Raw genomic sequence first — 25,750 nt, forward strand, 5'->3', positions numbered from 1 at the left:
CCTGATTGATATACGTGCTCATTCTGTGTTCACGCATCGAAGCGTGAACACATTGTCATGCTACTTACTCGGCTGACTGCGCTGGAACCAGAACCTGCTTATTACCAGATGCCAGATACGTAGCCACGACTACGCCAACGCCAAGTAATGCCAGAATAAATCCGGTCATTCCCTGCCAGCCCATTGAATGGAAGACAAAACCGTTGATAAAACCAATCACCGAACCGCCCATGTAGTAGAAGAATAAATAGAGCGCGACGGCCTGACCTCTTGCATGCGTGGCATTTTTACTGACCCAGCTTAAGCCGATAGAATGGCAGCCGAAGAAACAGCCGGTAAAAATCACTGCGCCAACAATAAAGGTGACAACGTTCGACGTGAGCGTCAGCAGCATGCCGAACGCCATAATTAAGAACAACACGCGCAGGACTTTCATTGCGCCATATTTTGCCGATAAGCGGCCTGCCTGCGGTGCCGTAAAGAAACTCAGGGCGAAGCTAAAGGAGAGCAGGCCTGCATTTGCCGGTGAAATATGGAACGGTTCACCTTTCAGGAAGAAGGCCAGATAGTTATACAGTGAGGTAAATGCGCCGAAGATAATAAAGCTGATGACAAACGCCAGCGCCAGATTTTTATTTTTGAAATGCGATGCTGCCCCTTTCACCATTCGCATCACGTTCAGGTTCTGGGTAGGGGTAAAATTTTTGGATTCTGGCAGCAGGAATTTCACCAGAATAGCAACCGCAATCAGGCTGACGGCAAAGCCGTAAAAGATGACATTAATGGAAACGTGGTCGATCAGCTGGCTGGCAACAATACGGCCGGACATGCCGCCCATCGAGTTACCGAAGACAAAATAGCCCGTCACGATGCCAGCTGCCACCGGTGCGACCTCCTCACTGATGTAGGCGGTTGCTGCCGCCGCGATGCCGCTCAGCGCCAGACCAATCACCGCACGCAGCGCCACCAGCATCGCCCAGGATTCTACCAGCGGGCAGAGCAGCGTCAGAATGCCGCCCAGCAGGAGGGAGACGATAATTAACCGCTTCCTGCCATAATGATCGGATAACGTCCCGGTAAACAGCAACCCAATTGCCAGCAAGGCCGTTTCTGCGGATAAGATAATACTCACCTGGCTGACCGGAACATTATATTCCACGGCCAGCGTTGGAAGCAGTGGCTGAATAAAAAACAGAGAAGCAAGTTCTGCAAGCCCGGATAATGCGAGTGCCAGAATTACGCGAATATGCGCGCTGGCTTTTACAGGATCGGGCGCTTTCAGGGTATTGTTAGCATGCGTGAACGCCATAATAACCTCAGTATTATAGTTAAGGTACAGAATGTAATTGTTTAAGACAGGTATGTTTCTAAGTTTGGCTTTTACCTAATCAACTTCAGAGAGCATTTTTTCAGGTACGCAGACGACACCTTCAAATAGCTTACGGGAAGTACGAATTACCGCAGCTCGGGTATTTTCGATATTGTTCCCGTCCCTCAACAATGACACGGATATTTTTCCACTTGGGTGTTCAATATCAATAATATTGGTAAAGCGCTCTTTTGGACGACCAGCGACAATTTTAGCGGCGACGGAGCCTTCTATAAGCGTCGCGGTCGAAATACCAATCGAGCCGGTAATGGCCAGGGATTTATGGCAGGTGTGTGGCATGAAATACCGCACCTGAAGCGTTCCGCCGTTGCGCGCCCGGCTGAGGAGAACCGGTTTAGGGATCACTTTGTTTGACACATCCCCTAAGCCCATCGCCTCACCCGCCTGACGACGCAGGCTCTCCAGCCTTGCTTTAAACGCCGCATCGGCATCCAGTTCCGCGGGTGACTCCCCTCCTGTTTTCCCCAGTGCCGAGGCCTCAATCAATACCATCGGCATCGCCATATCAATACAGGTAACGTTAATACCGTCGAATACGTTTGTAACGCTGTCGGTCGGAAGCAATTTCCCTGTTTTGGAACCCGCTGAATTCAGGAAGGTTAAACCAATGGGCGCGGCAGTACCCGGAACTCCGTCAATCTGGGTATCGCATTCATACACAACGCGATAATCCGGCGTTTGCACCTCGGCGTCGACCAGTGTTCCGGTGTTCAGATTGCGGATACGCACCGTTGTCACCGGGCTTTGCGCCTTCACCAGCCCTTTTTCAATCGCAAAGGGCCCCACCGCGCAGAGCATATTGCCGCAGTTTGGCGTGGTATCGACGCGACGTTCATTCACCATCACCTGTGCGAATAAATAATCCACATCAGCGTCCGGGCTGTCGGAAGGACTGACGATGGCCACCTTACTGGTTTGCGGGCTTCCACCGCCAATGCCATCAATTTCAAGTTCATGACCTGCGCCCATCAAGCTGAGTAACACCGCGTCGCGCGCTTCGGTTTCCTCAGGCAGGTCGCTGGCCAAAATAACGGGGCCTTTTGACGTACCGCCACGCATTAATACGCAAGGGATCTTTAACATGTGTTTTTCTCATTTCGTTTTATCAGGAACGCAATAAGGTTTTCACACTCCAGTTGATAACTCTAATGTCAAAAAAAGCGGGATTAATACGTTTTGCACATTAATAGCCCTTGCGTTATCGTGGTTTAAGAAAAGCAAAAATGGGATGCAGACATGCAACATGAATTACAGGGAATACAAGCGTTTGTAAAAATTGCAGAAATCGGATGTTTTACAAAAGCGTCGCAATTTCTTCATATTTCACAACCGGCGTTAACACGAAGAATTCAAAAACTGGAAGAAAGTCTGGGTACCACGCTATTTGAGCGTTCAACGCGCAGCGTCAAGCTCACGACGGTGGGAAGAGAATTTTTACCTAAGGCAAAGAATTTAATCGATTTTTATGAAAGCTCAGTCCTGAGTATTAAAGAGATGGCGACGCATCAGGCCGGGGTTATTACGGTTTCCTGTATCCCTACTGCCGCCTTCTATTTTCTGCCTTCAGTGATACGAGATTATAACAATGACTATCCAAACATCCGGATCCGCATCCTTGAGCACAGTGCCAGCGATTGTCTCGAAGCGGTTTTAAATGGCGACGCAGATTTCGGCATAAATATGATAAACATCACACATCCGAATATCGATTTTGCCCCGCTGGTAAACGAACCCTTTGTTCTGGCATGCCGCCGCGACAATGAACTGGCGAAAAAACCGCTGGTGACCTGGGACGATCTGGCAGGCATGAAGCTGATTGGAGTCAGGCGTTCCAGCGGGAACCGTTCGCTTATCGATCAGGCTTTTGAAAAGATGGACTGGAAGCCGAACTGGTTTTACGAAGTGCGTCACCTGTCAACGTCACTGGGGATGGTAGAGGCGGGTCTCGGGGTGTCTGTTGTGCCGAGTCTGGCGATGCCGACCGATGAACATCATGTCCTTGTCAGTCGCCCGCTGATTGAACCCGTCATTCGGCGAACGCTGGGGCTAGTACAACGCCGGGAAAACCCTCTCAGCCCGGCGGCGGAAAAATTCAGAGAGCTGCTTGTACAGCTATGGTCAGCGGAAAACAACAGCCCGTGGATCGGCAAGTTTACTCAGCTGTAAGCCATGACATGACAAAGGGGCTAAGGCCCCTTTGCGCATTATTTTCCCGCCTGAGGATGTGTATCAAAGCCCGCCATCACCGCCGTCAATTCTGCAAGTGAAAAACCGTGTTTTGCATCGTCAACGCCCAGCCCAAAGCGTTCCTGCATCAGCTGGTAAAGCGCTGCCGCATCGGAAAGATGGATCTGCTCCTCCACATGACCGTTCTGCCAGTGGGTAAAGTTGAAGTTGGTCAGCGTCAGCTTGCCGCCGTCTGGCAGATGGCGGCACATCAGCAGATGATGGCGGAAATGCGACTGCGGCCAGTGCGCCGACCAGAAATTTCCCATCACGTAATCGCTGAAATACTGCGTCGTCAGGTCAAAGTGGTACATCGACTGCCAGTGCTCGTGGTGGCGGTACTGCAGCACCCAGTCGTTGCCTTCGCTCAGCAGACGATACAGACCGTGCGGCGTTTCCTGCTCCTCGTTAGCGATCAAACGAATCGGCGCCGTCAGCGTCTGGCCGCCAAACCCCACGTCGGCGATCCAGCGCTCGCCGTTCAGCTCAACCAGCAGCAACCGGTGCGTGCGTGGTGGCATTTGCGGCGGGCTCGCTAATACCACGCGCCCCAATACGCTGCGCACGGTAAACCCGACGTCACGCAATACCCGCTCAAACAGGCCGTTTTGCTCAAAGCAGTATCCCCCACGACGGGCAATCAGCAATTTGTCGACCAGACACTGGTCTTCGAGATGAATTTCGCGCGGCAGGACGACATCGATATTCTCAAACGGGATCGCGCAGTTGTGATGTAAATGCAGTGCGCGCAGGGTGTCTATATCAGCAGAAGCCGGTTGCTTCCAGCCGATGCGGGCGAAATAGGCGGTCAGAAAGGGGGACATATATCAGTTTCCTTTGATAGTGATGCTGTGTTTATAAACTAATTCTACGCGCTCACTTTGATTTACGTGCTTTTTCGTCATACTCATCGTTACAGATGAGGAGATCCTATGAGCCACTTTCGCCCTGTTGAATTACGTCATGCCAGCCGCCTGCTGAACCACGGCCCTACCGTGCTGATCACCAGTCGTGATGAAACGATAGACAGACGCAACGTAATGGCCGCCGCCTGGTCAATGCCCGTTGAGTTTGAGCCGCCGCGTATCGCAATAGTCGTGGATAAAAGTACCTGGTCGCGCGAGCTGATTGAGCGCAGCGGGAAATTTGGCATCGTCATCCCCGGCGTGGCGGCGGCCAACTGGACTTACGCGGTGGGCAGCGTCAGCGGGCGCGACGAGGACAAATTCAACTGTTACGGGATCCCGGTCGTGAATGGCCCGGAGCTCGGCCTGCCGGTCATTGAAGAGAAATGCCTGGCGTGGATGGAATGCCGGTTATTACCCGTGACCTCTGCGGCAGAGAAATACGACACGCTGTTTGGTGAAGTGGTTTCAGCGGCAGCCGATGAACGGGCGTTTATTGCCGGACGCTGGCAGTTTGACGGGGATAAGCTCAATACCCTGCATCATCTTGGAGCCGGGACGTTTGTGGCGAGCGGGAAGATGGTGAAGGCGCTGGATTGAGAAAACCCTCCCCCTAATGGGAGAGGGTGACCGTATTACTTCGCACGCCGTGCAATAATCTCATCCGCAACATTCCGCGGGGCTTCCGCAAAATGGTGGAACTCCATCGTATACGTCGCGCGTCCCTGGGACATCGAGCGCAATGTCGTGGCATAACCAAACATCTCCGCCAGCGGCACGTCAGCGCGAATAATCTGGCTGCCGTACTGCTCTGCCATCCCCTGCACCATGCCGCGGCGGGAAGAGAGATCGCCCATGATGTTACCGGCGTACTCTTCCGGTGTTTCCACCTCCACGTGCATGATCGGCTCAAGGATCGCCGGATCCGCCCTGCGGGCGCCCTCTTTAAAGCCGAGGATCGCCGCCATGCGGAACGCCATCTCCGAGGAGTCGACGTCGTGATACGAGCCAAACGTCAGCGTCGCTTTGACATCGACGACCGGATAGCCCGCCAGCACGCCGCTGTTCATCGCTTCGCGCAGCCCTTTCTCAACGGACGGAATATACTCACGCGGCACCACGCCGCCCTTGGTGGCATCTTCAAATTTAAAACCACTTCCGGGCTCCAGCGGCTCCAGACTCAGGACCACATGGCCGTACTGCCCTTTACCGCCGGACTGTCGGACAAATTTGCCTTCGATGTCCTTCACCGTTTTACGCAGGGTTTCACGGTAGGTCACCTGCGGACGACCGATATTTGCCTCGACGCCAAACTCACGCTTCATGCGGTCGACGATAATCTCAAGGTGTAGCTCACCCATCCCGGAGATAATGGTCTGACCGGACTCTTCGTCAGTGTGCAGGCGGAAAGACGGATCTTCCGCCGCCAGACGCTGCAGCGCGATGCCCATTTTCTCCTGATCGCCTTTGGTTTTCGGCTCAATCGCCAGCGAAATCACCGGGTCCGGGAACTCCATGCGTTCAAGCGTAATGACGGCGTTCGGATCGGTGAGCGTGTCGCCGGTGGTTACGTCTTTCAGCCCGACGCAGGCCGCGATATCCCCGGCGCGCAGTTCGTCCACCTCGTGGCGATCGTTGGCATGCATCAGCACGATTCGCCCGATGCGCTCTTTCTTCCCTTTCACCGGGTTATACACCGCGTCGCCTTTACGCAGCACGCCAGAGTAGACGCGGATAAAGGTCAGCTGCCCGACGTACGGATCGCTCATCAGCTTGAACGCCAGCGCCGAGAACGGCTCATCATCGCTCGGGTGACGCTCTGCGTGCTGCCCTTTTTCATCCACGCCATCAATGGCCGGCACGTCCAGCGGCGACGGCATCAGCTCGATCACCGCATCGAGCATGCGCTGCACCCCTTTGTTTTTAAACGCGCTGCCGCAGAGCATCGGCTGGATCTCGCCCGAGATAGTGCGAATACGCAGCCCTTTAATAATTTCCGCTTCCGTCAGGTCGCCGGTTTCCAGGTACTTGTCCATCAGTTCATCGCTGGCTTCCGCCGCCGCAGAGACCATTTTTTCCCGCCATTCCTGGGCGGTACTGGCTAAATCGTCCGGCACGGGCGCATAGGTAAACACCATGCCCTGCGTCGCATCGTCCCACAGAATGGTGCGCATCTTGATGAGATCCACCACGCCGGTGAAGTGATCTTCGGCCCCCACCGGGATGACAATCGGCACCGGATTGGCCTTCAGGCGTTCCTGCATCATCCGCACGACGCGGAAGAAGTCGGCACCCGGACGGTCCATTTTGTTGACGAAGGCCAGACGCGGTACGTGATATTTATTGGCCTGACGCCAGACGGTTTCCGACTGCGGCTGCACGCCGCCCACGGAGTCATATACCATCACGGCACCGTCGAGGACACGCATGGAACGTTCCACCTCAATGGTGAAATCCACGTGCCCCGGGGTGTCGATGATGTTAATCCGGTGCGGCTCATAGCCTCTGTCCATGCCTGGCCAGAAGCAGCTGACCGCCGCGGAGGTAATGGTGATTCCGCGCTCTTGCTCCTGCGCCATCCAGTCAGTGGTTGCCGCGCCATCGTGTACTTCACCCAGCTTGTGGCTCATCCCGGTATAAAACAGGATGCGCTCGGTGGTGGTAGTTTTACCGGCATCGATATGCGCGGAGATACCGATGTTGCGATAACGTTCGAGAGGGATGGGTCGGGGCATGATATTTCCTTAGTCAGTATGACGTGTTTGTGACGACCAGGATGGTCGTGCATTCGTTCGTTTGCTATAATAGTCCTATTGTACGAGTATTATCGAACTATTTTTTAAGGGTTGACCTATTGTTGATATAGCTCAATCTGACGCCATACGCAGGAAAACGATGATCCCTAACCACCCTGAAACTGAACAAATACTGCTGGAAAATGTGCTCTTTGCCCTCGGCAACCCGCTCCGGCTATCGATTATTCGCCGGCTCGCCGACGGCAGCGAACTGAGCTGTAACGCGCTGCGCCCGGAAGATGTGGTGAAGTCCACGATGACCCATCACTGGCGCGTATTGCGCGACAGCGGGGTCATCTGGCAGCGTCCGCAGGGACGCGAAAACATGATTTCATTGCGACGAGACGATCTGGATACCCGTTTTCCAGGGTTGATGGCGATCCTGCTGCAGGTTAAGTAATTTCAGTCCCTTCCAGGCGATAGACCGGGACCTGCCGGGTTGTTTTGGTAAGCGTATCGAACACCTCGGCGTTGGACGTCACGATCCGCATCCCTGTTTTGCGTAACCGTTGTATATCAGCCGCGATGCGCTGAATGCCAAACCAGAAAAGCCCGTCAAGCGCGGTTACAGACAGCCCGTTGTCCAGCGCCAGTTTGAGGCGCTCCTTTGGCGCTTTCACCTGCTGGGCAATTTGCCGGTAGGACGCTTCCGTCGCGCCCGTGGCGTCACTGCGCTGGATCCGCGTCTTCAGGTGATAGGTAAACTCGTCAGGTATGCCGTCCAGATCCCGTTTAAGGCTGTAGACGCAGCCAAAGCGCTTGCCGTTAAACAGAACATTTTTCTGACTGAGCTGAAGCTCTTTCCTGACGGCATCAATCAACTGGGGCGCACGGGTGAGAAGCAGCCTGAAGGGCAGCTCGAAGCTGGTGACGTAATCCACATTAAGCAACGCGAGGCGCAGCCGCTCCTCTGCACCGGCCTTTTGCTCACGACACTCCTCCAGAACCTCTGCCCACTGGCGCGTCAGGCGCTCCGGTTCGGCAGCTTCGGTCAGGAGATATTTTTCAATCTGATAATCAACTCTTCCGGTCATCGTGTGGTATCCCGTCGCTGTGGCTGCGGTAATTCTATACAGCGCGGTGAGTTTTATAAAGGACTGAACCGCAGCGACACGCTGTAAATGTCGTTGCGATTCAGTATCCTGCCGATTCGAATCAGTGCGCCATAATCCAGCCCATCAGCAGCGTGGCGAAAATCACCGTTGAGGCACCGCCAATACGCGTCGCGATCTGCGCGAACGGCATAAGCGACATGCGGTTGGAGGCAGACAGAATGGCCACATCTCCAGTACCGCCCAGCCCACTGTGGCAGCAGGTCACAATTGCCGCTTCCACGGGATACATATTCAGACGCGACGCAATCACGTAGCCGCTCAGCGCCATCGCAATCACCACCGATCCGCATACCACTACATAGCCCACCGAGAAGACCGACACCACGCTTTCAAGCGGCACGTATAGCATCCCGAGGCCGATCATCAGCGGCCAGACCAGCGCAGCCGAAACGAATTTATAGCAGCTGTGCGCCCCCTGCTCCATTGAGGCCGGGATCACCCTGAAGTATTTACACAGGACGGCAATCAGGATCATCAGCACCGGGCCGGGAATATGGACCAGTTTTTCAAACAAGCCTCCGACGATGAAAAACGCGCACACCATCAGCAATCCGCCGCCCATCAAATGAAAATCCGTCTGCTGAGCGCCTGGCGTCCCGGCGAACAGGCTGGCGTCGTCTTTACTCCGCGTGAGCATGCCATTCCCCGAAAGCGCAGGACGTTTCGTCCCGAGACGCGCCAGCGAGCCGGCACAAATAATGGCGAAGATATTTCCGACGACCGCAGCGGGAGCCAGCTGCGCCACGTAGACGTCCGGCGTCTGCCCCAGGATTGCCGAATAGGCCAGAGACAGGGGCAAAATCCCCTCGCCAATTCCACCGCCAATGATAGGGACAATGATAAAGAAGAAGGTGTGGTAAGGCGTATACCCAAACAGCGTTCCCACAATAAGCCCGCTCAGCACGGCCATCAGTGTCCCCGCCACCAGCGGAACAAACATGCGCATCATGCCCTGGATCAGCAGCACCCGGTTCATCCCCAGGATGCTGCCGACCACCAGGCAGGCGATGACGAAATAGAGCAGATTCGCCTCCTTCATCAGCAGATGCACCGTATCAAGGGTTTGTTTCCCGAATGCGCCAAAATAGACCAGCACGGAAGGCACCATCAGACACAGGATCGCCGGGCCGCCGATGTCCTTCAGCACGGGGATTTGACGCCCCACTTTGGCAAACGCAAAGCCAAGGGTCATGATGACCGCCAGTCCGCCTATCATATTTTTCGGCAGCAGCCCTGCCCAGGCGGACGTCGCCACAATCGCGGCAATCCCGACGAACAGCATCAGCGGAACCGCGCCCACCTCGGTCGTGTTCAGCCCAAAAGCAAAACGCGAGGTCGACAGCGCGGAAGTCGGTACAGGATTATCTTTCATATAATCACCTGAAATTTGTGTTCGGATATACAGAGTAAGGAATAAGCGGAAAACTATTCCTGATTCGAATAAATGTTCTTAAATAGAAAATAATGACTTTGGTGGCCTTTTCTCAAAAACAGGCTCAGCGTGAAATTAACATGGGCTTTCGAAGAGAAATGTGAACACAACAGCCCTTTCCTTTTAAATAATTTAATTCATTATTATGTAACTAAAGTTATTCATGGCATTCAATGCAATTCTTTTGAAATTAATAAAACCAGAAATAATGTGACCCTTATCACTCCTGCTACGTTAGCTAAGCGCTAAATTAGCTCCCCAACAAAACACAGAAAACTCCGTGTCTTTATCATCCTTAAAGTCACTGTTTCTGCTCGTCTTATTTCTGTTTCGTTTAAATATTCAGGAGTTAACCATGTCTCGTAAAGACGTTCTGTACACGCCTTATAATGGCGCCGTACTGCTGGAAAACCCGTTATTAAATAAAGGCCTCGCCTTTATTAAGGAAGAGCGGGATAATTTTAATCTGCATGGATTATTGCCGCATAACGTTGAAACCATTGAGGAGCAAACGGAGCGTGCCTGGGTGCAGTTCTGCCATTTTAAAAGCGATATTTCCCGCCATGTTTATTTGCGCAATATTCAGGACACCAATGAAACCCTCTTTTACAACCTCTTGCGTTCGCATCTGAAAGAGACGTTACCGATTATCTATACCCCGACGGTGGGTGAAGCCTGCGAGCATTTCTCCACGATTTATCGCCGCGCGCGCGGCTTGTTTATTTCATGGCCTAACCGCCACCGCATTGATGAGATGCTGCAAAGTTTCTCGCGCAACGACGTTCGGGTGATTGTGGTAACGGACGGAGAACGCATTTTAGGCCTCGGCGACCAGGGTATCGGCGGTATGGGCATTCCGATTGGCAAGCTGTCGCTCTATACCGCCTGCGGAGGGATCCATCCGGCCTCCACCCTGCCGATTATGCTGGATGTCGGCACCAATAATCAGCAACACCTCGACGACCCGATGTACATGGGCTGGCGTCACCCGCGCATCAGCGACGACCAATACGCTGAATTTATGGATATGTTTATCAGCACGGTTAAGGCGCGCTGGCCCAACGTTCTCCTGCAGTTTGAAGACTTTGCGCAGAAAAACGCCACCCGACTTCTGCAGCGCTACCGCGACCAGCTGTGCTGCTTCAATGATGATATCCAGGGCACAGCAGCCGTCACCGCCGGTACGCTGATCGCGGCGGCGCACGCGGCGGGGACGCGCATTCGCGACCAGCGCGTGGTGTTCCTGGGCAGCGGCTCTGCCGGATGCGGGATTGCTGAAAAAATTGTGGCGCTGATGGTCGATGACGGCCTGAGCGAGTCGGAAGCCCGCAGCCGGATCTTTATGGTCGATCGCTTCGGCCTGCTGACCGACGATATGACCAACCTGCTCGATTTCCAGAAAAACCTGCTTACCGCGCGCGACGCCGTTAGTCGCTGGCAGGTAGACTCGCAAAATATTTCCCTGCTGGACGTGGTGAAGAACGCACATCCCACGGTGATGATCGGCGTTTCAGGCCAGCCGGGGCTGTTCAGTGAAGAGATCGTCAAAGAGATGCATCGCCACTGTCCGCGCCCGATTATCATGCCGCTCTCGAACCCAACGTCACGGGCGGAGGCCCAGCCTCAGGACCTAATCGCCTGGACCCAGGGTGCCGCGCTGGTGGCCACCGGCAGTCCGTTCGCCCCGGTATTCTGGGAGAATGCGCACTATGAGATTGCCCAGTGCAACAACGCCTATATCTTCCCGGGCCTGGGGCTGGGCGTGCTGGCCTGTAACGCTCGCCGGGTGACGGAAGAGATGCTGATGGCAGCAAGCCGCAGCCTGGCCGCGCAGTCTCCGCTCGTGACCACGGAAAGAGGAGGATTGCTGCCGCCGGTAGATCAGATTGAAACGGTCTCACGCCAGATTGCCGTTGCCGTCGCCCGGGCCGCCATTGAACAAGGCGTGGCGCCAGCGTTAGATGATGATACCCTGATGGCGCGTATCGAGAAAACCTGGTGGCAGGCGGACTATGCGCCGTACCGCCGATCCGCGCTGTAGCGTCGGTCATGCCCTCACCGCAGGGTGAGGGCATCGCTGTGGTGTCAGTGCTGTATGCGTGAACGGTCAGAAAAATCGCTGGCGGTGAGACTATCACCCCGAGTTGCCGCCTGTTTCAGACGGGCATACCGGTCAGGTACCCCTTCAGGACGGGTTTTGAAGCGACGGTGCAGCCACATATATTGTTCAGGCGCCATGCGTACGGCCTGCTCAATTGCCCTGTTCATCTGCGTCGCCACGGCTTCTTTATCGCCGCCCTGCAGCGCCTCGCTGATATCCTCCAGAATAATCAGCTCGTAACCGGTGCCATCCGCCCTGCGGCGCGGCACAAAGGGGATAACGGCAGGGTTAGCGCTTTTGACCAGCATATAGCTGCCCGCCGTCGTCGCGGCATCCGGCACCGCAAAGAACGGCACAAACACGCTGTTGGTTTTGCCATAGTCGTGATCCGGGGCGTACCACAAAATTTCATTCTGCTTCAGCGCGCGGATCATGCCCTTTAAATCATGGCGATCGAGCATGGTTTTGTTGGCGCGCAGGCGCCCTCGCGTCTGAAGCCAGTCCAGCAGAGCATTGTTATTAGGGCGATAAACCCCGATACCGGGGTTAAGCATGCCAAATATCCGCGCGCCCAGCTCAAGGGTCAGAAAATGTATCCCTACCAGCACCACGCCTTTTCCCTGCGCCCTCGCCTTTTCCATGTGTTCATAACCCTGCACGGTAAAGCATTTCTTTACCCGCCACGCAGGCCAGAACCATGCCATTCCGGTTTCGATTACCCCCATTCCTACCGATTCAAAATTACGCTGCAGCAATGACTCGCGTTCATCCTTTTTCATCTCCGGGAAACAAAGCTCCAGGTTGCGGCGGGCAATCTCGACGCGGCGAGGCAGTAAGCGCATCGCCAGTCGACCCAGGCCATGACCGATTCTGAACAGAAGCGGATAAGGGAGCAGCATGATGAGCCACAGAGCCGCAATGCCGGCCCAACTTAGCCAGTAACGGGGATGAAGAAAGGCGAATGAAAAACGGGGTAATTTTGTCATCAGAAAATTATCCTTTAACGTGTCTGTCCTTAATTGATTCTGTTGGAAATCTTTCCTAAGGATGAATAATATGCCAGTCAGAAACGTTAATTGTAGCGGATAAGACAAAACGCATTTTTATCGATTTTTGCGAAAAACGGGAAGACGAGCCGGGAAGGATTTATCCGCTCCCCGGCAGAAGATCTTACATCGAATACCCGGGCTTCTTAATAAGCTCCTCCAGCTTCGGTCCAATTTCGGTATCCCAGACCTGAGCCTTCCAGTCTTCAGGCGCGATCTGCTTCAGCGCCACCGACACGGAACTGTCTTTGCTGTTGAAATGGCGAATAATCACGTCGGCAATATCCGCCGCCAGGGCAGCTTTCTGTTCGTCGTTTAAATCACGGGGAAAACATTTAATATCTACGTGTGGCATGTGCAGGCTTCCGGTTGTGAATGTGGGCTCCACGTTATCAGATAATTTTGTTTGCCTTTAACACCTTGTGCAGTTCCGGTCGCTGACATACAGCGTCCGCAATCGCCGTGAATTTAGGGGTATTTTCGGCAAACCAGGCGTAACGGGGCCCCCAGGTGCGCGCTACCGCAATATACACATCCAGCAGCGTCAGCCGTTCCCCCAGCGCAAACGGGGTAGCCTTAAGCTGGCTTTCGAACCACAAATAGAGGGATTTCCGGTATGCGATGCAGTTTTTCTGCAGCTGTTCCGGCGCATCCGGCACCCAGCGTTTGGGATAGTCTGCATAGGTAAACGTGGGATAGACGTTGGCTACGAACCAGATGAGCAAACGCTGAAACTGCTGACGCTCTGCCTGCCCCACGGGTGGAGCAAGATCGGGACATCTGTCGAGCACCATCAGGGCAATCGCCGCCGTTTCGGTCATGATGGCGCCATTTTCCAGCTCCAGCGTCGGCACCTGGCACAGCGGATTGAGCTTGTGCAGCAATTCACGCTGCGGACCGGGCTGGTCAAACCCGTCCACGTTGATGAATTGATAAGGGATATCAGCCAGGGTCAGCATCACCTCACTGATTGCCGAGCCCCAGCCGGGTACGCCATAGAGTTTAATCATGTTGCCCCCTCAGGAGTGAAAATCCTAAGTGTAGAGCACCATTAGTAGGTTATCCCAGGCGGGTTGACCTCCGATTGCGTCACCGCTTCGCCCTGCTCGCCCCAGCGCGCCAGCACCTTCTGGTACTCTCCGCGCTCAATCGCACCGTTCAGCGCGGCCTGCAGGGCATAAACCAGTTGATTGCCTTTTTTGGTCGTGGTGGCGACATAAGCTTTCTTCGGCCCTAAACCGACCACGCGGGTTTTGCCGGTGAGCGCCGCTTTGTAAGCTGAAACCGACTGGGGGCCGAAGAACACATCCGCCCTGCCGGACTGGATATAGAGATTGCCCGAGGCATCGTCGTGAAGATAGACCGGCAGCGCAGGCGCCCGTCCCGCCTTTTTATTCTCTTCGTTCCAGCCCAGCAGGATGCGCTCCTGATTGGTACCCGAGCCGACAATCACCTTTTTCCCGGCCAGATCTTCCGCGCTTTTGATTGACTGAATCTCGCTGGTGGATTTCACCGAAAATGCCAGCGAATCGACGCGGTAGGTCGCAAAATCAAACTTCTCTTTACGCTGTTCGGTCACCGCAATGTTCACCAGCGCCACGTCGTAGCGCCCGGAAGCGATCCCCAGCGGCCAGTCTTCCCACGCCGTCGGCACCAGCTTTAGCTTCAGCCCCAGGCTGCCCGCCAGCAGGCGGGCAATATCCGGGTCGCTGCCGATCCGCATGCGGTTATCGCTGGCCAGCAGCGCCAGCGGCGGGGAGTTCAGCATCGAGACGGCGACCGTCAGCGTACCTGGCTCAACGAATTTATACCCGGCGGGGATCTTCGCCACGGCCTGCCGATCCACCGTCACCGGCAGCGGCTGCTCGTTGGCTTTCAGATCGATGCTGGCGTGGCTCGCCGTCGTAAAAAGCAGTCCTGCCAGAAGGCCGTATTTCATCTGCGCTCCTTACAGCACTTTTGACAGGAACTGGCGCGTTCGCGCGTGCGACGGCCGGTTCAGCACCGCGTCGCTGCTGCCCTGCTCCACGATTTTTCCGTCGACCATAAACACCACCTGATCCGCCACCTCGCGGGCAAAGCCGATCTCGTGGGTCACTACCACCAGCGTAGTGCCTGACCGGGCCAGTTTTTTGATTACGTCCAGCACTTCCCCTACCAGCTCCGGATCCAGCGCCGAGGTGGGTTCATCAAACAGCATCACGCGGGGACGTAACGCCAGCGCGCGGGCAATGGCAATGCGCTGCTGCTGGCCGCCGGAGAGATGGCGGGACCAGGCGTCGGCTTTGTCCCGTAGCCCGACCACGTCCAGCAGGCTGTACGCGCTTTCCACCGCCTCTCTTTTGCTGAGCTTTTTATGCGCGATGGGCGCCTCAATCAGGTTTTCCAGCACCGTGAGATGGGGAAAGAGATTGAAGTTCTGAAACACATAGCCCACGTTGACGCGCTGTTTGAGGATCTCTTTCTCCTTCAGCTCGTAGAGCTTGTCGCCCTGGCGACGGTAGCCAATGTAGTCCCCGTCGATCTGAATAAAGCCTTCGTCGACGCGCTCCAGGTGGTTTATGGTGCGCAGCAGCGTCGATTTTCCCGACCCGGACGGCCCTAGGATGACCGTCACGGACCCGGGCGGGATCTCAAGCGACACGTTGTCGAGCGCCTTATGGCGACCAAAATACTTGCTGACGCCGGTGATTGAGATATGTCCTTCAGGAGAGGCTTGCATGGATAGGCTCCTGTGCTGGCGTGGTGGTGACGGAACGGGTGCGACGGGCGGCACGGTTCTGATTAACCGCAGAGCGGCGTTCGCTGCGGGCGAGTGCGCGCTCAACACCGTACTGGATAGCGGACAAGACGGTGGTAATCACCAGATACCAGGCGGCACCGACCATCAGCAGCGGGATCACCTCCTGCGTGCGGTTGTAAATCATCTGAATGGTATAGAACAGCTCCGGCATCGCCAGGACGTAGACCATCGCCGTGCCCTTGGCGAGGCTGATGATTTCATTGAACCCCGACGGCAGGATGGTGCGCAGCGCCTGAGGCAAAATGATGCGCACCGTGCGGCGCCAGGCCGGCAGGCCGAGCGCGGCGGCGGCCTCATACTGCCCGTGATCGACCCCGAGGAAACCACCGCGAATGATCTCGGCGGTATAGGCGCTCTGCACCAGCGTTAGCCCCACCACGGCGGTAGAGAACTGCCCCAGCACGTTGATGGTTTCAAAGCTGCCCCAGGTGATGCCGGTGAACGGCACGCCGAGCGAGAGCGTGTCGTAGAGATAGGAAAAGTTGTACAGGATGATCAGCACGACGATCAGCGGCAGCGACCGAAACAGCCAGATGTACGCCCACGCCAGGCTGCTCAGCAGCCAGGATGACGAGAGTCTCGCCAGCGCCAGCATGCCGCCAAACACCACGCTCAGCGCGGTGCCGATCAGCGTCAGCAGCAGGGTCTGCCCGACGCCTTCGAGGATTACCGGGTCGAAGAACCAGCGGGCGAACACCGCCCACTCCCAGCGCGGGTTAAAGGCGACTGACTGAATCACGACCGCCAGGACAAACAGCGCCACCGCGGCGCCGACGGCCCGCAGCGGATAACGCGCCGGGACCACCTTAATGGTTTCAACGTTGCTCATCGTCGTTCCTCATGCGGTTTTGCTGAACGCTTCACGTACCAGCGTTTTGGTGAAACGCAGCCGACCGTCAAACGGCGGCTGGCTATACTCTTCCGGATCGCGGTTCAGATCGAACTGCGGCTGATAGCCCTGGCTAAGATAGAGCCTGACCGCCTCCGGCTGACGAAAGCCGGTTGTCAGGTAGATTTGGCTATAGCCTGCCAGCACCGCCCTGCGCTCCAGCTCCTGCACCACGCGCCCGGCAAGCCCCTGCTGACGCAGGGTTTTGTCCGTCCAGATGCGTTTGATTTCCGCGGTGCGTTCGTCGAACGGTTTGTACGCGCCGGTGGCAATAATCTTCCCGTCGCGCTCCAGGACGATAAACAGCCCCTGCGGCGCTAAATACCACTCGGTGAGCTCCACTTCCGCGTCTTTGGAAAAGTAGTCCCCGTAGCGGGCCGCATACTCCCCGAACAGCCCCTCGATAATGGGCTGAAGTTCGGCATCTTCCGGTGAAACATCACGAAATCGTTCGCTCATCACGCCTCCTTAATCGCCCAGGCCCGCCGGGTTCACTTCGGACTGAGGAATGCGCTCAACCCCTTCACCCCAGCGGTTCAGCACTTTGTCGTAATCGCCGTTTTTGATGACGCCGTTCAGCGCGGTTTGCACCGGCTCAACCAGCCCGCTGCCTTTTTTCAGCGTCACCGCGATGTGTGCCGCCTTCGGCCAGCCGCCGTCGACGCTGCCCACCAGTTTGGTTTTCCCGTTCAGCGCGGCTTTCCAGGCGCCAATCACGTTCGGACCAAAGTAGGCATCCGCGCGCCCGGACTGCAGCGCCAGGGTCTGGGCCGCATCGTCTTTGGTGTAGATCGGGGTAAAGGGCTTCAGTCCCTTCTTCAGGTTTTCGGCATTCCACGCCAGCAGGATGGCCTCCTGGTTGGTGCCGGAGCCCACGATAATCCGCAGCCCGGCGATGTCCTCCGCTTTCTGAAGCGATTTGATCGGGCTGGTCGATTTCACGTAGAAACCGAGGGAATCCTTACGGTAGGTGGCAAAATCAAACTTCTGTTTGCGCTCTTTAGTGACGGTGATGTTGCTGATGGCGGCATCGTATTTCCCGGACGCGACGCCCAGCGGCCAGTCTTCCCAGGAGGTGGGCACCACGTTCAGCTCCAGCCCAAGGCTGTCGGCCACCAGACGGGCGACGTCAACTTCGCTCCCCAGCAGCGTTTTGTTGTCGTCGGAGAAGACCGTCAGCGGCGGCTGATTGAGTCCCGCCACCGCCACGGTAAATTTCCCCGGCACGGCAAAGCGATAGTCTTTCGGCAGCTGCGCCACCGCCTCGCTATTTTTCGCGGTGTTAATCGGCGTTTTATTGGCCTCGATGCTTACACCGGTGCCGTTAATATTGACGTTCTCTGCCCAGACGGCAGGGGTAAAGGCCAGCGCGAGCGCCAGAACAAGCGATGATTTCTGCATAGCGGGGTTCTCTTTTATTGTTGTGTGTACTGGTTTTTCGGTTGGTCTAAGCCAAGGCTTTCGCGCAGCGTGGTGCCCGGGTAGTCGGTACGGAACAGGCCGCGAGACTGAAGAATCGGTACCACCTGCTCAACAAAGCGCGGGAAGGTGTCCGGCGTACCGCCCTGAATGATGAAGCCGTCTGCGGCATAACCTTCAAACCAGGCCTGAAGGCCGTCAGCCACCTCCTCCGGCGTGCCGGAAAAGCGCGGGCGCGGCGAAGCGGCTTCAAGCGCCACCTGACGCAGGGTTAAGCTGCGTTCTCGGGCGTTACGCTTGATTTCATCCGTGGTGCTGCGGAAGCTGTTTTTGCCTAAGTCGCCGATATCCGGGAACGGCTCGTCGAGCGGATACTGGCTGAAATCGTGATGTTCGAAATAACGCCCGAGGTAATTGAGGGCGTCATTAATCGACACCAGCGCCGCCGTGGTCTGGTACTGGTGTTCCACGTCATCGGCATCTTTCCCCACAATCACGCTAACGCCCTGGAAAATATGGAGATCCGACGCGCGGCGGCCGTTTGTTTCCAGCTGCTGTTTTACGTCCTGATAAAAGGCTTTTGCCTCGTCGAAGGTCTCGTGGTGGGTAAAAATGGCGTCGGCATGTTTCGCCGCCAGCTTTTTCCCGTCGTCCGACGCCCCGGCCTGAAAGACAATTGGTCGCCCCTGCGGCGTGCGGCCAATATTCAGCGGACCGGCGACCTGGAAGAAGTCACCGTGGTGATCGAGCGTATGCAGTTTGGCCGGGTCAAAAAACTGGCCGCTCTCTTTGTTGCGGATAAACGCGTCCCCTTCCCAGGAGTCCCACAGCCCTTTCACCACGTCGAGATACTCATCGGCAATCCGGTAGCGCAGCGCATGCTCGGGGTGTTTTTCGCGGGAAAAGTTCTTCGCCGACCCCTCCAGCGGTGAGGTCACCACGTTCCAGCCCGCGCGGCCATTGCTCAGGTGATCGAGGCTGGCGAACTGGCGCGCCGTGGTAAAGGGCTCGCTGTAGGAGGTGGATAAGGTTCCCACCAGCCCCAGGCGCGAGGTAATGCTGGCCAGTGCGGAAAGCACGGTTAACGGTTCAAACCGATTCAGAAAATGGGGGATCGATTTCTCGTTGATATAGAGACCATCGGCCACGAAGAGAAAATCGAGCTTCCCTTCCTCGGCCTTTAACGCCGTTGCTTTCACGAAGTCAAAGTTAATACTGGCGTCGGCGATCGCCGCAGGATGGCGCCAGGCGGACATATTCCCGGATGCACCATGCAGAATGGTGCCCAGCCGCAGTTGTCGGGTTGCTGACATCTTTACCTCTCCTGAATTAAACGTGTTGCAGGGCTTTTTCCGCAAGCTGTGCAAAATAGCGGGCGGCGGGCTCAATCAGTGCTTCATCCGGGTTAAAGGCCGGGTGATGTAAACCAAACGGACTGTTGCTGCCAATGCTGACAAACGCGCCGGGAACAGACTGCAAATAGACCGCAAAATCTTCCCCGCCCATATGCAGTTCCGCGTGCCGGGTTTCATAACCGGCCTCACGCGCGACCGAGGTGGCGAAGTCGGCCCAGCGTTCGTCATTCACCAGCGCGGTAGGCCCGGCATACCAGGTGATGTCAATCTGCGCGCTGAAGGCGCTGGCAAACCCGGCGGCAATTTCACCCACGCGGGCTTTCACATTCTGCTGCACTTCCGTGCGATGGGTACGCAGCGTGCCTTCCAGCTCGACGCTTTCCGGCAGCACGTTCCAGGTGTTGCCGCCCGCAATGCGGGTGACGCTCAGCACCACCGAATCCAGCGTGTTGACGTTACGGCTGGCGACGCTTTGCAGCGCCGTTACCAGCTGGCTTGCCAGCACGATGGCGTCGTTGCCTTCATGAGGACGTGCGGCGTGCGCGCCTTTACCGGTAATGCGGATCACGAAGCGGTCGACGTTGGCGTAGAACGGCCCGCCGCGGGTGGCGAACTCACCAACCGGCAGGCCAGGCTCGTTGTGCATACCGAAAATCGCGCTGACGTCGCGCAGGGCACCGGCCCGCACCATGCTCTTCGCACCGCCAAAGTTCTCTTCAGCAGGCTGAAACAGGATGCGCACCCGGCCGTTAAGCGAGGCCTCCCGCTCTTTCAGCTTTAACGCGGCGCCGAGGATGACGCTGGTGTGGATATCGTGTCCGCAGGCGTGCATCACCCCGGCATGCTGTGAGCTAAACGGTACGCCGCTGCGCTCCTCGATCGGCAGCGCGTCAATGTCGGCGCGCAGCGCAACCAGCCTGCTGCCCGTCCCGATTTCCGCCACCAGCCCGGTCGACAGGTCGTAAGGCTGCGGGGCGATCCCGGCATTCGTCAGCCACTGGCGCAGGCGCGCGGTGGTTTCGACCTCCTGGCCGGACAGCTCCGGGTTCTGGTGCAGTTCGCGGCGCCAGGCAATCAGTTGTTCGCCAAAACTCATACGGTGACCTCCTTGTAAAGACGCGCCCCGGCAAGCAGACGCAGCGACGCGACGCGCGTAGCCCCCTCCGCCACCGGCGTGTCGATGATAAATTCGTCAATGCCCCACTGCTGGTGCAGCGCGTTGAGCTGTTCCACTACCGACTCAGCGGTGCCCGCCAGCAGCGACTGCGCCCGGCGTGCAATGCGCACCGGCTCACTGCCCGCCTGGCGCGCAAACGCGTAGGCCTGCTCTTCGCTGGCCACGGTGACACGCTGCCCGTTTGCCAGCTCAACGCCCCACACTTCGACCTTCTGCGCCAGCGCGTCTGCCTCGGCCTGCGTCGGCGCGACAATCGCCTGCACCGCCACTATCACGTCCCGCGCGCTGTTCTCACGCCAGGTCGATACCACCTCGCGCAGCAGGTCCGGGTCACCGTTCAGGTGTGCGGCAAACACAAAGTGCCAGTCGAGCCTGGCGGCCAGCAGCGCGCTTTCGGTACTCGCGCCCAGCAGGAAAGCCTCAGCAGGCAACGGCGGCAGCGGCGTGGCGCGGACGGCCTCTTCAATAGCGTGATGCTCAGGACGGATCCAGCGGTCGAGCTGGGCCAGCTGTTCGGCAAAGCTGCCCTTTTCCTGTTGATTCAGGCCCTGCTGCAGCGCGCGGGTTGAGAGCGGTAATCCGCCGGGGGCTTTTCCAACGCCGAGATCGACGCGGCCAGGCGCCAGCGCGGCCAGCACGTTGAAGTTCTCGGCGACTTTATAAGGGCTGTAGTGCTGGAGCATTACGCCGCCGGACCCGACGCGAATGCGCGTGGTTTGCCCGAGGATCCAGGCAATCAGCAGCTCCGGCGAAGGGCTGGCAAGCTGTGGGGTGTTGTGGTGTTCGGCAATCCAGAAGCGGTGATAGCCCAGATTTTCTGCCTGCTGCGCCAGCGCCAGGGTACGCGCCAGTGCATCGGCAGCCGTTTCGTTTTCAGCGATGGGGCTTTTATCCAGAATGCTGATTCGCCATGACATGTTGCGTTCTCGTTTGACTTAACATGTCGACATTATTAAAGGCGCATTTCACCTCTGAGAAACAATTAATTTACATTTAGTTTGCCGGAAAACAGATATATAAAACCCTGCTAAGAATAAGATTTTAAGGAGGCAATCAGCGTTTCCACCTGCTCCCGACGGGTAATGCGGACGAAGCGAATATGGCTATATTGCGGGTTTTGCAGGTCGGCTTCATAGCGCGTACGGTTATTACGCCAGGTTTTCATCGTCCAGATGATAATGGATTCTCTGCTGAAGAACGCGCGTCGGAAACTCTCTTTGTTTCCCGTTCCCGGCCAAAGCTCGTGTTTACGCCAGGCCCGCTTTATTGCTCGCGTGACGGCCTGCCAGAGGGTGCGGGTAAACCCATAATCCACCCAGACCACCACATCCACATTGCGCCATTTCACCGGTCGCGTGCGGTTGTAGTTACCGTCGAGCACCCAGTCTGACGAAGCCTGTAGCGCCTGCGCCAGCTTTGCCTGAAACTCGTCGTCCGGCGTGCCCTGCCAGTTAGCCTGCCAGTAGAGTCTGTCCATCTCGATACAGGGAATAGACAGCGCGGTCGCAATCTGCTTCGCCAGCGTGCTTTTTCCGCTCCCGCTGGTACCGATGACGTTAATTTTCACCTCAGCCTCCCTGTATTTACGAAAATGTGACCAAATGATAGCGTTTTCATCCTGTTAACGAAACGCTATTTCAGCATGACAATTTTTCCAGAGAGACGATCTCCCTCTTGCAGTTTGGCTTATGTCATTTATTTAAGTCGATTCAAAATAACACCCACTAAAATATTTTCAATTTTATTACATTCGACAACATTAACAGATTAAAAATAATGAATGCCGGGTATTTCGGAGAGTCTCAATTTCAGCGAGAATATATCCAGACCGTTATTAAAATAATCACACTTATCTTGCCGGAGCGCTTTCCGGGCTTTTTTATTCTTGCACAACATCATGGAGTTACTCATGAGGCGTAACACCCCCGTTACACAAAACGAGTATTTGCTTAACGCCGGTTCGACGTTAATGTCCACTACCGATATAAAAAGTCATATTACCTATGCTAACTCGGCTTTTATAGAAGCCAGCGGATATAAAGAAGAGCATCTTCTGGGGGAGCCGCATAACCTCATCCGCCATCCCGACATGCCTGCCGAAGCGTTTGGCGACATGTGGTTTACCCTCCAGCAGGGCGAGACCTGGACAGGTCTGGTGAAGAACCGTCGTCATAATGGCGATCACTACTGGGTGCGGGCCAACGTGACGCCGGTCTGGCAGGGGGAATCCCTGACCGGCTATATTTCGGTGCGCAATATCCCCTCACGGGAAGAGATCGCGGCCAGTGAAAAACTGTATGCAAAAGTGCGTAATAACGAATTAAAACATCATCGTTTTTATAAAGGACTGTTCGTTCGGCGCGGTATATTTTCCTTTTTGTCGCTCTTTAAATGTCTCAGTACCGGAAAACGAATTCAGCTTGGTATTACTGCGACGGCGTTACTTTCCTGCCTGGCGATGTATTTATTCCGCGATCGTCTCGTTCAGGCCGCCACTCTGGTGCTGCTTTTTTCTGCGCTGTCCTGTTATCTCCATGCGCAGATCGCCCGGCCGGTAAAATCCATTGTTCAACAGATGCAGCGCGTGGTTTCAGGACGTAAAACGGACTATTACCATTTTGACAGAATCGATGATATCGGGCTGATGATGCGCCTGGTGAATCAGTCTGGTTTAAACCTGAACTCGCTGGTTGATGATGTCGGGGCGCAAATCAGCGGTATTGGCACCATCAGCCAGCAGGTCGCGAAAGAAGGCGCGGCGCTGCAGACGCGCTCTGAAGAAACCGCCGATTTTCTGCAGCAAACCGCATCTGCGGTGGAAGAGATCGCCAGCGCCGTGAAGCAGACGGCCGAAACCGCGAACGAGGCGATTCAGATGGCGGATCGCACCCGCGACAGCGCCCACTGCGGTGAAGCGATGATGAAAGAGACCATCGGTATGATGCAGTCCGTTTCGCAGGATAACGGCCAGATCGTCGATATTATCAGCGTTATCGATCGTATTGCCTTCCAGACCAATATTCTTGCGCTGAATGCCGCCGTGGAAGCGGCGCGCGCGGGTGAAGCCGGCCGCGGCTTTGCCGTGGTCGCAGCTGAGGTGCGCAATCTTGCGCAGCACTCCGCGACGGCGGCGAAAGAGATCAAAGCGCTGATCGAGAAAAACGTTGCCAGCGTCAACGCTGGCGTGGAGAAGGTGGGACAAACCGAATCACAGCTGACGGTTATGATCGACCATGTTCTGCAGGTTTCCACCCTGATTAAGGAGATTGGCCTCGCCACGCAGGAGCAAACCCAGGCGCTGACGCTCATCAACGCCTCCCTCTCCCGTATCGGCGCAATGACCCAGAGCAATACGGGGATGGTGGATAATGTCACTCACGCCGCGAATCACCTGACGCAGCGGACGACGCGCCTGCAGCAGGCGATTGCCGTTTTTGGCGGTTAGCCGTTAGGGTACTGCTCGTCGGTCACTTTTTCCAGCCACGTTACCGGGCTGCCGTTTACCGCTTCGGCGATGGCAAGATGCGTCATCGCCGTTTGCGCACTTGCGCCGTGCCAGTGCTTCACGCCGGGTGGGATCCAGGCGATATCGCCCTGATTCAGGATTTCCGCCTCTTCGCCCCACGCCTGTAACCAGCCGCGACCCTGCGTCACAATCAGCGTTTGTCCCAGGGGATGCGTATGCCAGGCCGTGCGCGCGCCCGGCTCAAAGGTTACGGTTGCCCCGCCGACGCTGGCAGGTTCGGTCGCCTGAAAGGGCGCGTCAATGCGAACAGCCCCGGTGAACCAGGCTTCCGGTCCTCGTACTGAAGGTAATGAACCGCTACGGATAATTTTCATCTTATGCTCCTCGTTGACTGTTGCGTTAACAGTAGCGCAAAGCACTCCGCAGCATTAGGGTGCATAATCAGATAGGACACATGACTGAAACTCATAAATAGAACCGCGATGCTAAAAGATAATTTCAACGATCTGCTCTCCTTTATGGTGGTGGCCCGCGAGCGCAGCTTTACGCGCGCAGCGGCGCAGCTGGGCGTCTCGCAATCGGCACTGAGCCATGCGATGCGCAAGCTTGAAGCACGATTAGACGTTCGCCTGTTAACCCGCACAACCCGCAGCGTGGTTCCGACACCCGCGGGTGAGCAGCTTTTTTCGCGCCTCAGCCCGCATCTGCTGGAGATCGAACAGGAACTCACGGCGCTTCGCAGCAGCCGCGACAAACCCGCAGGCGCTATCCGCATCGTCGCCGGCGAGCACGCGATGGACGCCGTGCTCTGGCCGGTACTGAAGGCTTTTATGCTGCAGTATCCTGACATTAACGTCGAAGTGACGGTCGACAATGGCCTGACAGATATCGTCGATGGCCGCTTCGACGCGGGGGTTCGCCTGGGTGAACAGGTGGCAAAAGACATGATTGCGGTGCGGATTGCGCCGGACATGCGCATGGCGGTTGTCGGCTCCCCGGATTACCTGGCTCGTTTTGGCGTGCCGCTCGTGCCGGAGCAGCTGGGTGAACACCGCTGTATCAATCTCCGCCTGCCCACCCGAGGGGGATTGTATGACTGGGAATTTGAGCGCGACGGGCGCGAGCTTCGCGTGCGGGTTGACGGACAGCTTACGCTGAATAACCTGTCGCAGCGCATCGACGCCGCGGAGAATGGTCTCGGATTAGCCTACGTGCCCGAGTCCTCGGTTCTGGACGCTCTGAATCAGGGACGGCTGGTCAGGGTCCTTGAATCGTGGTGCCCCACGTTTGAAGGATACCACCTCTATTATCCGAGCCGTCGGCAGCACACAACCGCGTTCAGGTTACTTCTCGATGCCCTGCAGCAGCAAAAATTTATACCATCTGGTAATAATTAAGAGAATCTGATGATTAAATAATCAACCCCGCCATTGTTTTGACTAAAAACTCACCACGTTTCAGCGTGTTGTGATCCCCGTCTGCTCTGACCACACGATTTCCTTCGACGTGCATCACTTTCGGCACGGTTATATTTTGCGTCGCTTATGAATTGCAGGTAGGATGCCTCGCCATGTTTCGCCTTATCCATACGCAGAATGACTGGGAAGGCGACATGTGTTTGCGCAGAAGCA

At 56.2% G+C, this 25,750-nt stretch carries 23 protein-coding genes and 1 pseudogene; 6 read left to right on the plus strand and 18 right to left on the minus strand.

Annotated elements, in window-relative coordinates; all coding sequences use genetic code 11:
• Positions 1 to 64: 64 nt before the first annotated feature.
• Both C6A40_RS09625 and C6A40_RS09630 read right to left on the minus strand, forming a co-directional pair.
• Positions 65 to 1,339 (minus strand): MFS transporter, encoded by a 1,275-nt coding sequence (locus C6A40_RS09625; RefSeq protein ID WP_223825748.1) that lies wholly within the window; start codon positions 1,337 to 1,339, stop codon positions 65 to 67.
• Positions 1,340 to 1,384: 45 nt separating this feature from the next.
• The gene (locus C6A40_RS09630; RefSeq protein WP_114191272.1) at positions 1,385 to 2,473 is read right to left on the minus strand and encodes a 4-oxalomesaconate tautomerase; all 1,089 of its coding nucleotides are present in this window, start codon (positions 2,471 to 2,473) and stop codon (positions 1,385 to 1,387) included.
• 153 nt (positions 2,474 to 2,626) lie between these two features.
• Here C6A40_RS09630 and C6A40_RS09635 point away from each other — a divergent pair, with 153 nt between their 5' ends.
• Entirely contained in the window at positions 2,627 to 3,556 is a 930-nt protein-coding gene (locus tag C6A40_RS09635; protein WP_025910926.1) for a LysR family transcriptional regulator, read from the plus strand.
• A gap of 38 nt (positions 3,557 to 3,594) precedes the next feature.
• On the opposite strand, the gene nhoA is transcribed toward C6A40_RS09635, so the two are convergent.
• Positions 3,595 to 4,440, minus strand: coding sequence for an N-hydroxyarylamine O-acetyltransferase (nhoA, locus tag C6A40_RS09640; RefSeq protein WP_045333877.1), 846 nt, complete (start codon positions 4,438 to 4,440; stop codon positions 3,595 to 3,597).
• 108 nt (positions 4,441 to 4,548) lie between these two features.
• On the opposite strand from nhoA, the gene C6A40_RS09645 reads away from it, so the two are divergent.
• Entirely contained in the window at positions 4,549 to 5,121 is a 573-nt protein-coding gene (locus C6A40_RS09645) for a flavin reductase family protein (protein WP_023292319.1), read from the plus strand.
• A 35-nt stretch (positions 5,122 to 5,156) separates the two neighbouring features.
• Here the strand turns inward: C6A40_RS09645 and fusA are convergent, their stop codons facing one another.
• Positions 5,157 to 7,256, minus strand: a complete 2,100-nt coding sequence (gene fusA / locus C6A40_RS09650) for an elongation factor G (RefSeq protein ID WP_045333880.1) — start codon at positions 7,254 to 7,256, stop codon at positions 5,157 to 5,159.
• 160 nt (positions 7,257 to 7,416) lie between these two features.
• On the opposite strand from fusA, the gene C6A40_RS09655 reads away from it, so the two are divergent.
• Entirely contained in the window at positions 7,417 to 7,716 is a 300-nt protein-coding gene (locus C6A40_RS09655; protein ID WP_008501755.1) for an ArsR/SmtB family transcription factor, read from the plus strand.
• Here C6A40_RS09655 and C6A40_RS09660 read toward each other — a convergent pair.
• Both C6A40_RS09660 and C6A40_RS09665 read right to left on the minus strand, forming a co-directional pair.
• Positions 7,709 to 8,350, minus strand: coding sequence for a helix-turn-helix domain-containing protein (locus tag C6A40_RS09660; protein ID WP_045333882.1), 642 nt, complete (start codon positions 8,348 to 8,350; stop codon positions 7,709 to 7,711). The two genes, C6A40_RS09655 and C6A40_RS09660, sit on opposite strands and share 8 nt — an antisense overlap.
• Before the next feature lie 121 nt (positions 8,351 to 8,471).
• Complete coding sequence (locus C6A40_RS09665) at positions 8,472 to 9,803, minus strand: 2-hydroxycarboxylate transporter family protein (RefSeq protein ID WP_045333884.1); 1,332 nt, start codon at positions 9,801 to 9,803, stop codon at positions 8,472 to 8,474.
• A gap of 415 nt (positions 9,804 to 10,218) precedes the next feature.
• Between C6A40_RS09665 and C6A40_RS09670 the strand changes: the two genes are divergently transcribed.
• Positions 10,219 to 11,904 (plus strand): NAD-dependent malic enzyme, encoded by a 1,686-nt coding sequence (locus C6A40_RS09670; protein WP_045333886.1) that lies wholly within the window; start codon positions 10,219 to 10,221, stop codon positions 11,902 to 11,904.
• A gap of 44 nt (positions 11,905 to 11,948) precedes the next feature.
• Here C6A40_RS09670 and C6A40_RS09675 read toward each other — a convergent pair whose 3' ends face one another.
• The 11 genes and pseudogenes from C6A40_RS09675 to C6A40_RS09730 form a co-directional block, all read right to left on the minus strand.
• The gene (locus C6A40_RS09675; RefSeq protein WP_045333888.1) at positions 11,949 to 12,950 is read right to left on the minus strand and encodes a Kdo(2)-lipid IV(A) acyltransferase; all 1,002 of its coding nucleotides are present in this window, start codon (positions 12,948 to 12,950) and stop codon (positions 11,949 to 11,951) included.
• 184 nt (positions 12,951 to 13,134) lie between these two features.
• Positions 13,135 to 13,365 (minus strand): tautomerase PptA, encoded by a 231-nt coding sequence (gene pptA / locus C6A40_RS09680; protein ID WP_008501760.1) that lies wholly within the window; start codon positions 13,363 to 13,365, stop codon positions 13,135 to 13,137.
• A gap of 37 nt (positions 13,366 to 13,402) precedes the next feature.
• Positions 13,403 to 14,020 carry a glutathione S-transferase family protein gene (locus C6A40_RS09685; RefSeq protein WP_114191273.1) on the minus strand — a complete coding sequence of 206 codons (618 nt, stop codon included), beginning with the start codon at positions 14,018 to 14,020 and terminating at the stop codon, positions 13,403 to 13,405.
• 41 nt (positions 14,021 to 14,061) lie between these two features.
• On the minus strand, positions 14,062 to 14,949 hold the full coding sequence (locus C6A40_RS09690) for an ABC transporter substrate-binding protein (protein WP_045333891.1): 888 nt from the start codon (positions 14,947 to 14,949) through the stop codon (positions 14,062 to 14,064).
• A 9-nt stretch (positions 14,950 to 14,958) separates the two neighbouring features.
• Complete coding sequence (locus tag C6A40_RS09695) at positions 14,959 to 15,732, minus strand: amino acid ABC transporter ATP-binding protein (RefSeq protein WP_045333893.1); 774 nt, start codon at positions 15,730 to 15,732, stop codon at positions 14,959 to 14,961.
• Positions 15,716 to 16,642 (minus strand): amino acid ABC transporter permease, encoded by a 927-nt coding sequence (locus C6A40_RS09700; RefSeq protein ID WP_045333895.1) that lies wholly within the window; start codon positions 16,640 to 16,642, stop codon positions 15,716 to 15,718. Before C6A40_RS09700 ends, C6A40_RS09695 begins: the two co-directional genes overlap by 17 nt.
• A gap of 9 nt (positions 16,643 to 16,651) precedes the next feature.
• A complete protein-coding gene (locus tag C6A40_RS09705) occupies positions 16,652 to 17,161 on the minus strand; it encodes a GNAT family N-acetyltransferase (RefSeq protein WP_008501765.1) in 510 nt (169 codons plus the stop codon).
• A 9-nt stretch (positions 17,162 to 17,170) separates the two neighbouring features.
• Positions 17,171 to 19,434 (minus strand): annotated as a pseudogene (locus C6A40_RS25240) (NtaA/DmoA family FMN-dependent monooxygenase).
• Positions 19,435 to 19,450: 16 nt separating this feature from the next.
• Complete coding sequence (locus C6A40_RS09720) at positions 19,451 to 20,572, minus strand: amidohydrolase (RefSeq protein WP_021240231.1); 1,122 nt, start codon at positions 20,570 to 20,572, stop codon at positions 19,451 to 19,453.
• Entirely contained in the window at positions 20,569 to 21,570 is a 1,002-nt protein-coding gene (locus C6A40_RS09725; RefSeq protein ID WP_045333899.1) for an LLM class flavin-dependent oxidoreductase, read from the minus strand. The genes C6A40_RS09720 and C6A40_RS09725 overlap by 4 nt, the downstream gene beginning before the upstream one ends.
• Positions 21,571 to 21,680: 110 nt before the next feature.
• Positions 21,681 to 22,220, minus strand: a complete 540-nt coding sequence (locus C6A40_RS09730; protein WP_045333901.1) for an AAA family ATPase — start codon at positions 22,218 to 22,220, stop codon at positions 21,681 to 21,683.
• A gap of 342 nt (positions 22,221 to 22,562) precedes the next feature.
• On the opposite strand from C6A40_RS09730, the gene C6A40_RS09735 reads away from it, so the two are divergent.
• Positions 22,563 to 24,098 carry a methyl-accepting chemotaxis protein gene (locus C6A40_RS09735; RefSeq protein ID WP_045333903.1) on the plus strand — a complete coding sequence of 512 codons (1,536 nt, stop codon included), beginning with the start codon at positions 22,563 to 22,565 and terminating at the stop codon, positions 24,096 to 24,098.
• Here the strand turns inward: C6A40_RS09735 and C6A40_RS09740 are convergent.
• On the minus strand, positions 24,095 to 24,493 hold the full coding sequence (locus C6A40_RS09740; protein ID WP_021240234.1) for a (R)-mandelonitrile lyase: 399 nt from the start codon (positions 24,491 to 24,493) through the stop codon (positions 24,095 to 24,097). The genes C6A40_RS09735 and C6A40_RS09740 overlap by 4 nt on opposite strands.
• A gap of 108 nt (positions 24,494 to 24,601) precedes the next feature.
• Between C6A40_RS09740 and C6A40_RS09745 the strand changes: the two genes are divergently transcribed.
• Positions 24,602 to 25,516 carry a LysR family transcriptional regulator gene (locus C6A40_RS09745; protein WP_008501773.1) on the plus strand — a complete coding sequence of 305 codons (915 nt, stop codon included), beginning with the start codon at positions 24,602 to 24,604 and terminating at the stop codon, positions 25,514 to 25,516.
• Positions 25,517 to 25,750: the final 234 nt, after the last annotated feature.

Origin of the sequence: Enterobacter sp. GER_MD16_1505_Eko_090, assembly GCF_003331015.1 — a bacterium.
In the GTDB taxonomy this organism is placed as follows: Bacteria; Pseudomonadota; Gammaproteobacteria; order Enterobacterales; family Enterobacteriaceae; genus Enterobacter; species Enterobacter roggenkampii.

Bases quoted from the DNA above. Each gene is read 5' to 3' on its own strand.
- C6A40_RS09630 (WP_114191272.1), bottom strand. From the start codon at position 2,473: ATGTTAAAGATCCCTTGCGTATTAATGCGTGGCGGTACGTCAAAAGGC.
- C6A40_RS09635 (WP_025910926.1), top strand. From the start codon at position 2,627: ATGCAACATGAATTACAGGGAATACAAGCGTTTGTAAAAATTGCAGAA.
- nhoA (WP_045333877.1), bottom strand. From the start codon at position 4,440: ATGTCCCCCTTTCTGACCGCCTATTTCGCCCGCATCGGCTGGAAGCAA.
- C6A40_RS09645 (WP_023292319.1), top strand. From the start codon at position 4,549: ATGAGCCACTTTCGCCCTGTTGAATTACGTCATGCCAGCCGCCTGCTG.
- fusA (WP_045333880.1), bottom strand. From the start codon at position 7,256: ATGCCCCGACCCATCCCTCTCGAACGTTATCGCAACATCGGTATCTCC.
- C6A40_RS09655 (WP_008501755.1), top strand. From the start codon at position 7,417: ATGATCCCTAACCACCCTGAAACTGAACAAATACTGCTGGAAAATGTG.
- C6A40_RS09660 (WP_045333882.1), bottom strand. From the start codon at position 8,350: ATGACCGGAAGAGTTGATTATCAGATTGAAAAATATCTCCTGACCGAA.
- C6A40_RS09665 (WP_045333884.1), bottom strand. From the start codon at position 9,803: ATGAAAGATAATCCTGTACCGACTTCCGCGCTGTCGACCTCGCGTTTT.
- C6A40_RS09670 (WP_045333886.1), top strand. From the start codon at position 10,219: ATGTCTCGTAAAGACGTTCTGTACACGCCTTATAATGGCGCCGTACTG.
- C6A40_RS09675 (WP_045333888.1), bottom strand. From the start codon at position 12,950: ATGACAAAATTACCCCGTTTTTCATTCGCCTTTCTTCATCCCCGTTAC.
- pptA (WP_008501760.1), bottom strand. From the start codon at position 13,365: ATGCCACACGTAGATATTAAATGTTTTCCCCGTGATTTAAACGACGAA.
- C6A40_RS09685 (WP_114191273.1), bottom strand. From the start codon at position 14,020: ATGATTAAACTCTATGGCGTACCCGGCTGGGGCTCGGCAATCAGTGAG.
- C6A40_RS09690 (WP_045333891.1), bottom strand. From the start codon at position 14,949: ATGAAATACGGCCTTCTGGCAGGACTGCTTTTTACGACGGCGAGCCAC.
- C6A40_RS09695 (WP_045333893.1), bottom strand. From the start codon at position 15,732: ATGCAAGCCTCTCCTGAAGGACATATCTCAATCACCGGCGTCAGCAAG.
- C6A40_RS09700 (WP_045333895.1), bottom strand. From the start codon at position 16,642: ATGAGCAACGTTGAAACCATTAAGGTGGTCCCGGCGCGTTATCCGCTG.
- C6A40_RS09705 (WP_008501765.1), bottom strand. From the start codon at position 17,161: ATGAGCGAACGATTTCGTGATGTTTCACCGGAAGATGCCGAACTTCAG.
- C6A40_RS09720 (WP_021240231.1), bottom strand. From the start codon at position 20,572: ATGAGTTTTGGCGAACAACTGATTGCCTGGCGCCGCGAACTGCACCAG.
- C6A40_RS09725 (WP_045333899.1), bottom strand. From the start codon at position 21,570: ATGTCATGGCGAATCAGCATTCTGGATAAAAGCCCCATCGCTGAAAAC.
- C6A40_RS09735 (WP_045333903.1), top strand. From the start codon at position 22,563: ATGAGGCGTAACACCCCCGTTACACAAAACGAGTATTTGCTTAACGCC.
- C6A40_RS09740 (WP_021240234.1), bottom strand. From the start codon at position 24,493: ATGAAAATTATCCGTAGCGGTTCATTACCTTCAGTACGAGGACCGGAA.
- C6A40_RS09745 (WP_008501773.1), top strand. From the start codon at position 24,602: ATGCTAAAAGATAATTTCAACGATCTGCTCTCCTTTATGGTGGTGGCC.